The 1,802-nt window shown below is 36.5% G+C and carries 1 protein-coding gene; it reads left to right on the plus strand.

The genetic code is table 11. The annotated features are described in order from the left end of the window. Window positions 1-111: 111 nt before the first annotated feature. A complete protein-coding gene (gene pckA / locus AB671_RS16225; RefSeq protein WP_066681033.1) occupies window positions 112-1,710 on the plus strand; it encodes a phosphoenolpyruvate carboxykinase (ATP) in 1,599 nt (532 codons plus the stop codon). Window positions 1,711-1,802: the final 92 nt, after the last annotated feature.

The following is a 1,802-nucleotide window of genomic DNA, read 5'->3' on the forward strand; positions in this document are numbered from 1 at the left end:
ATTTTGCGATGATATAAATTTGACTTAAATCAAGTTTATGAACGATGTGCATCATTTCTTCTTCCTTTTAAAGCTCCTACTTTTGTGAGCATAGCAAATCTGCATTGATTTATGGAATATTTAGAATCTCTAAGAAATATTGGAATTGTACCCAGTAAAGAAGTTTATTGGAATTTATCCGTGCCTCAACTAATATCCCAAACCCTAAAAAATGGTCAGGGAATTATCACAGAGTCAGGAGCTTTGGCTTGTGATACCGGTGAATTTACAGGACGTTCTCCGAAAGATAAATACATCGTGAAGGATGATCAGACCAAAGATTCTATTTGGTGGGGTGAGGTTAACCATCCTTTTTTTCCTGAAGACTTTGAAAGGTTGTATGACAGTGTTTTAACCCATCTTTCAGGCAGAGATATTTATGTTAGGGATGCCTGCGCTTGTGCAAAGCCTGAATACAAACTGAACATAAAAGTCATCACTGAGACTCCATGGGCAAATTTGTTTGTGAACAATCTTTTTTTGAGACCTACAGAAGCGGAATTGGAAACCTTTCAACATGAATGGTTGATTCTTAATGCTCCCGAGTTTAAAGCAATTCCTGAAATTCATAAAACCCGTCAGCATAATTTTACGATTATAAATTTCACTAAGAAAATAATTCTTATTGGAGGTAGTGGATATACCGGAGAAATTAAAAAAGGGATTTTTACTGTATTGAATTATATCCTCCCATTTGAACAAAATATACTCTCCATGCACTGTTCTGCTAATATTGGAGTTAACGGAGATACTTCTGTATTTTTTGGACTTTCTGGAACAGGCAAAACTACGCTCTCTGCAGATCCTTCAAGAAAGCTAATCGGTGATGATGAACATGGCTGGGATCATGAAAGTGTTTTTAATTTTGAAGGGGGGTGCTACGCTAAGTGTGTCAACTTAAGCGAAGAAAAAGAACCACAAATATTTTCAGCAATCCGTTCCGGAACTTTGCTTGAAAATGTACGTTTTTTTGAAGGAACGGATAGGGTGGACTATGATAATATTTCGGTAACAGAAAATACGAGGGCAGCTTATCCAATCGATTTTATTGATAATGCAGTGCATCCTTCCATAGGTAAAACACCCAATAATATTTTCTTTTTAACCTGTGATGCTTTTGGAGTTCTTCCGCCGATATCAAAATTATCGGTAGGACAGGCCATGTACCATTTTATTTCAGGTTACACTGCAAAAGTGGCGGGAACTGAAGCTGGGATTACAGAACCTCAGACAACATTTTCAGCATGTTTTGGAAAGCCTTTTTTACCGCTTCATCCCACTCAATATGCAGATCTATTAGGAAAAAAATTAAAAGAAAATAATATAAAGGTATGGCTAATTAATACCGGTTGGTCGGGAGGGGCGTATGGTAAAGGAGAACGTATTAAGTTAGCTTTTACCAGATCAATGATATCGGCGGCACTTGAAAATAAATTTGAAAATGTGGACTTTGTACGTGATGCAGTATTTGGACTTCAAATGCCGGTAGAATGCGAAGGTGTCCCATCTGAAATTTTAAACCCTAAAAATACATGGGATGACCAATCGGCATATGATGAAAAAGCACTGCATCTTGCTGAGCAGTTTGTACAAAACTTTAAGTCCTTTGAGCCTTTTGCGGATGAAGAAATACTGAATGGAGGTCCCATTATTCAAAATAAAATTAAATAAATTGAATAAGCATATAAACTTAATAAAAGAACTGCAATAATGAAGATCCCTGAAAACCTCTTGTATACTGAAGATCATGAGTGGGTTAGATT

The sequence above is a fragment of the Chryseobacterium sp. BGARF1 genome (assembly GCF_001677955.1).
In the GTDB taxonomy this organism is placed as follows: domain Bacteria; phylum Bacteroidota; class Bacteroidia; order Flavobacteriales; family Weeksellaceae; genus Chryseobacterium.

What these genes read in the sequence shown, in the direction of transcription:
- pckA (WP_066681033.1), top strand. Translation starts at nt 112, where the DNA reads ATGGAATATTTAGAATCTCTAAGAAATATTGGAATTGTACCCAGTAAA.